Genomic DNA, 4,935 nt, shown 5'->3' on the forward strand with positions numbered 1-4,935 from the left:
AGAAAATAGAAAATAGAAAATAGAAAATAGAAAATAGAAAATAGAAAATAGAAAATAGAAAATAGAAAATAGAAAATAGAAAATAGAAAATAGAAGTTAAAGCATAATAAAAATGTGGCTATATTCGCCCTGTAGGGCGGAAAATTAAAAAGGCGTTTTTGCAAAGCATGATAACCCTACCTGTGCAAGCGCTTCTCTGCTATCATCCGCAGCCCATGAACAAATCGCATACTGGTGTGACTGTAACGCCGCCCTAACCCCTCCCTCTGCGGCTCCTGCCGCCTGACTCTGGTTGTCACAACCGGAGCGCTTCTTACACCCATTAGATCCCAATACAACAATCTGATCCTGCCCGAACTCCATCTGACCCCCAAGCCGATGGGTGCGTTGTGCTATGGATCCTAAACAAGCGAGAAAATCTCCCCATGCTAGAACGTGCAAGACAAGAATGGTTCTCCAACATCCGTGGTGACCTGTTAGCCGGAATCGTGGTCGCCCTGGCGCTGATCCCAGAAGCCATCGCCTTCTCCATTATTGCTGGAGTAGACCCCAAAGTCGGCCTCTATGCCTCCTTCTGTATCGCCGTGGTCATAGCCTTTGTTGGCGGTCGTCCAGGCATGATCTCGGCAGCCACCGGCGCAATGGCACTCCTGATGGTGACCCTGGTCAAAGAGCATGGCCTGCAATATCTGCTGGCAGCAACTCTGCTCACTGGGGTACTCCAGATCGCGGCTGGTTACTTGAAGCTCGGCAGCCTGATGCGGTTTGTCTCCCGTTCCGTGGTCACCGGCTTCGTCAATGCGCTGGCGATCCTCATCTTTATGGCCCAGTTGCCTGAGCTCACCAACGTCACCTGGCAGGTCTATGCCATGACAGCAGCTGGTCTTGGCATCATCTATCTGTTCCCGCTTATTCCGGTGGTTGGCAAGCTAGTGCCTTCTCCGCTGCTCTGCATCGTCATCCTGACGGCAGTCGCCATCACCATGGGCATCGATATCCGTACTGTAGGCGATATGGGCGAGCTGCCCGATACTCTGCCCATCTTCCTGTGGCCCGAAGTGCCGCTCAATCTGGAGACGTTGGCGATCATCTTCCCATATTCCGCAGGTCTGGCCGTGGTCGGTCTGCTCGAATCCATGATGACGGCAGCCATTGTCGATGACCTGACGGATACCAGCAGCGACCGCAATCGCGAGTGCAAGGGCCAAGGAATTGCCAATATCGGCGCGGGCCTGATGGGTGGCATGGCGGGCTGCGCCATGATTGGTCAGTCCATCATCAACATCAAATCCGGTGGCCGTGGCCGCCTCTCCACCTTTGTCGCTGGCACCCTGCTCATCCTGATGGTGGTCTTCATGGATGAGTGGATCCGCCAGATCCCCATGGCAGCCCTGGTAGCCGTGATGATCATGGTCTCTATCGGGACGTTTTCCTGGGAGTCGGTTCGTAATCTCAAGAAGCACCCGCTCTCCACTAATATCGTGATGATCGCAACAGTGGCAGTGGTCGTCGCTACCCATAACCTAGCGCTCGGGGTATTTGTCGGGGTACTGCTCGCCTCCTTGTTCTTTGCCAACAAGGTTGCTCGCTTCATGCTGGTCAAGAGTGACAGTGAGCGTCATGGCGAGGTACGCACCTATCAGGTTCGGGGCCAGGTGTTTTTCGCCAGTGCCGAACAGTTTTTTGCCGGATTTGATTTCAAGGAAGTGGTAGAAAAAGTGGTGATCGACCTCACCCACGCCCACTTCTGGGATATCACCGCTGTCACCGCACTGGACAAGGTGGTCATCAAGTTCCGCCGTGAGGGCACAGACGTTGAGCTGATTGGCTTGAACGAGGCGAGTACCACTATCGTTGACCGCTTTGGCGTTCACGATAAACCGGAAGAAGTTGAAAAGCTGCTGGCTGGACACTGATCACAAGAAGGAATTTACCATGACAAACATTTTTGCCTGTATCGATGGTTCACCTGCCATGACAGCTGTGTGTGATGCTGCGGCATGGGCCGCAGCCAACACTGGGTTACCTGTCACTCTACTGCACGTATTGGAAAAAAATGAGTTTGAAGGACAAGCCGATCTCTCCGGCAACATCGGCCTGGGCAGCCGCGAGCATTTGCTCAAGGAGCTCGCCGAGCTGGATCACCAACGCAGCCGTCTCGCCCATGAACAGGGGCGCATTCTGCTGGACAGTGGCAAGGAATATCTGGCTGGTTTGGGGGTGTCAGGGGTCGAGGCCCTGCAACGCCACGGCCAGTTGGTCGAGACGACCCTGGAACTCTCATCCGGTATGCGGATGTTGATCATGGGCAAGCAGGGCACCGCCCATGCCCACGAACTGATTGGCAGCAATATCGAGAACGTCATCCGTACCTTGGCTAATCCCATCATGGTAGTGCAGCCGGGCTTTCAGGCCCCAAGCCGCTTCCTGTTTGCCTATGACGCCAGCCCGACCACCAAGAAGGTGCTGGAATTGATCGCAAGCAGTCCTCTGCTCAAGGGGCTGGAGTGTGACTTGGTGATGGTCGGCGAACCGAGTGATGAGCACGAGCGCCAGCTGGCACAAGCCAAACAGTTGTTGAAGAGTGCGGGTATCAGGGTTGAAGCAATGCTGCTGCAAGGAGAGGTGGTGCCAGTGATTTGTCAGCATGCCACCGATGCGGGCTGTGAGCTTATCGTGATGGGGGCTTACGGTCACTCTCGGATCAGGCAGTTCATTGTGGGAAGTACGACAACAGGTATTTTGAAAAAGACTAATGCTTCTTTAATGTTGCTCAGGTGATAATTCTGCTGTGGGGGGGATGGAACTATCCTCCCCACTATGAGTGTTGGTGTTATGGGACGTCACCCAATCACCCGAGCCAGCAGGCTGGCCATTCCTCTACATTGATGATTGCGCGTGATAGTTTCATGCAACTTGTGCCACAGCCGTTCGATGTGATTAACCCAAGGACTGTAAACTGGCTGGAATACCAAGCAAAACTTGGGGTTCTGCTTCAACCATCGATCGGTCTGTTGGCTTTTGTGAATGATGTAGTTATCGAGGATAAGCGTGATGGTTTTGGCTCGTCGGTAGTGGCGACGCAGCTTTTCCAGCATAGCGATAAACAGGGATGAGTTTTTCTTTATCCCACTGACCTAAAGCACTCTTCCGTTGCCTGCATGGAGAACGCCTGCCTGGTAATGTTGACCTGGTCGCCCCCATGGCCAGCAGCAGTGCAGAGTCGAGCAATGCGCTCGAGTGCGGCGGGAGCCAGGAGTTGCTCCAGATAGTGATTAGCATTGATAATGGTCATAGGCTTCGCGCGTGTTGATTTTGTTTGGCGATAAAATCAGATCACAAACGAAGCCTTTTTTATATCTATTTCAATTGGTTGCAGCTAAAGACCCTGTACATGAAACTTCATTATGATAGGCCTGACTTTATCGGCAGATCGTGAATGCCTTTTGATGAATCAAGTTAACCATATGAAGTTTATGGTTAACTTGTAACAAGTGGTGAAACAACCGTGCTTTTAACAGATTAGGCAGATCCCTGCATTTCCGTAATCAATTATTGCATATGCCATATACGAGGTGTATATATAGCATATGCCAATAAGGAGCCCCTATGGCTAGACCCAAGATCCCACGCAACATCTGCGGCCGCCCAGCAGATAGTTGCTTCAAGCCGAATGCTCGCCCCATGAGTCAATTGGAACAAGTGCGCTTGAAAGATGATGAATTTGAAGCCTTGCGATTGGTTGATTTACTCGGCATGCAGCAGCAAGAAGCGGCAGTAGAAATGGGGGTTTCCCGGCAGACACTCGCCAATGTCCTGAAAGCAGCTCGTTTCAAGGTTGTGGACTGTTTGACTCAGGGCAAGGCGCTCATGATGCACCTTGAGGACGAAGGAGATACAAAACATGATCACTGCCATTCCAATGAATGATGATCGGGTCGCAAGCCATTTCACCAAAGCTGATTGCCTGGTGTTTCTGGATGAACGAGGCGTTGAAATAAATCGCATTGATAACCCTGCACTGGCAGCCAATTGTGCAGGAAAACAGGAAATGGTCGATCTGTTGGCGGAACAACAGGTTAACCGAGTCGTGGTGCGCAATATTGGCGAACAGATGTTAGGTAAGTTGTTAGCTCGACAGTTTGCCGTCTACCAGACTAACTGCGGGCGTCGTTTAGCCAGCGACCTGGGTAATCCAGTCGCCAGCGGGTTGGTGCAACTCAATCAGGCCAGCCAAGGTCGTCAATCCTTGAATCACGAGACGAAGAAGAAGTCAGGAGGTTGCGGTTGCGGGCACGAAGGACACGAGGGGAGCGAATCAGCGGGACATTGTTGCCAGTCGAGTGAACAACATCACCCCAAAAAAGCAAACTGCCGTCAGGGACAAGTGCAAGGTCGAGGCCATGGGCGTTGCTGTCACTCCTAAGTGGATATCGTTGAGTTTCGGTAACGAACAACAATAACGGTAATAAAACTGGCTTTATTGTCATCAGGCGATTCTGACAAAAATAGTGAACTTGACTGTATATCTACTCGATATACAGTCAGGACTTTTATTGCCCGAATAAAAATTTGATGTCGAATATTAAGGAAGGTGCGAACAAGTCCCTGATATGAGATCATGTTTGTCATCTGGAGCCATGGAACAGGGTTCATCATGAGTCATCAACTTACCTTCGCCGACAGTGAATTCAGCAGTAAGCGCCGTCAGACCAGAAAAGAGATTTTCTTGTCCCGCATGGAGCAGATTCTGCCATGGCAAAACATGGTGGAAGTCATCGAGCCGTTTTACCCCAAGGCTGGTAATGGCCGGCGACCTTATCCGCTGGAAACCATGTTACGCATTCACTGCATGCAGCATTGGTACAACCTGAGCGATGGCGCGATGGAAGATGCTCTGTACGAAATCGCCTCCATGCGTCTGTTTGCCCGGTT

5 protein-coding genes and 1 pseudogene are annotated in these 4,935 nt (G+C 51.5%); 5 read left to right on the plus strand and 1 reads right to left on the minus strand.

The features are described 5' to 3' along the window. The first annotated feature begins 425 nt into the window (after positions 1-425). Complete coding sequence (locus AB5Y72_RS03260) at positions 426-1,916, plus strand: SulP family inorganic anion transporter (RefSeq protein WP_194759657.1); 1,491 nt, start codon at positions 426-428, stop codon at positions 1,914-1,916. A gap of 19 nt (positions 1,917-1,935) precedes the next feature. Then, complete coding sequence (locus tag AB5Y72_RS03265) at positions 1,936-2,781, plus strand: universal stress protein (protein WP_234579209.1); 846 nt, start codon at positions 1,936-1,938, stop codon at positions 2,779-2,781. A gap of 62 nt (positions 2,782-2,843) precedes the next feature. On the opposite strand, the pseudogene AB5Y72_RS03270 reads toward AB5Y72_RS03265, so the two are convergent. Then, positions 2,844-3,188, minus strand: a pseudogene (locus tag AB5Y72_RS03270) (IS630 family transposase); the annotation flags it as partial. 421 nt (positions 3,189-3,609) lie between these two features. Here AB5Y72_RS03270 and AB5Y72_RS03275 point away from each other — a divergent pair. From AB5Y72_RS03275 to AB5Y72_RS03285, 3 genes are all read left to right on the plus strand, one after another. Beyond that, on the plus strand, positions 3,610-3,930 hold the full coding sequence (locus tag AB5Y72_RS03275) for a DUF134 domain-containing protein (protein WP_042648361.1): 321 nt from the start codon (positions 3,610-3,612) through the stop codon (positions 3,928-3,930). Further along, a complete protein-coding gene (locus AB5Y72_RS03280; protein WP_082029939.1) occupies positions 3,905-4,426 on the plus strand; it encodes a NifB/NifX family molybdenum-iron cluster-binding protein in 522 nt (173 codons plus the stop codon). Before AB5Y72_RS03275 ends, AB5Y72_RS03280 begins: the two co-directional genes overlap by 26 nt. Positions 4,427-4,657: 231 nt before the next feature. Then, the coding region (locus tag AB5Y72_RS03285; RefSeq protein ID WP_176235144.1) for a transposase at positions 4,658-4,935 on the plus strand (278 nt) is incomplete at its 3' end.

The sequence above is a fragment of the Aeromonas sp. R7-4 genome (genome assembly GCF_040908055.1).
GTDB lineage: Bacteria > Pseudomonadota > Gammaproteobacteria > Enterobacterales > Aeromonadaceae > Aeromonas > Aeromonas sanarellii.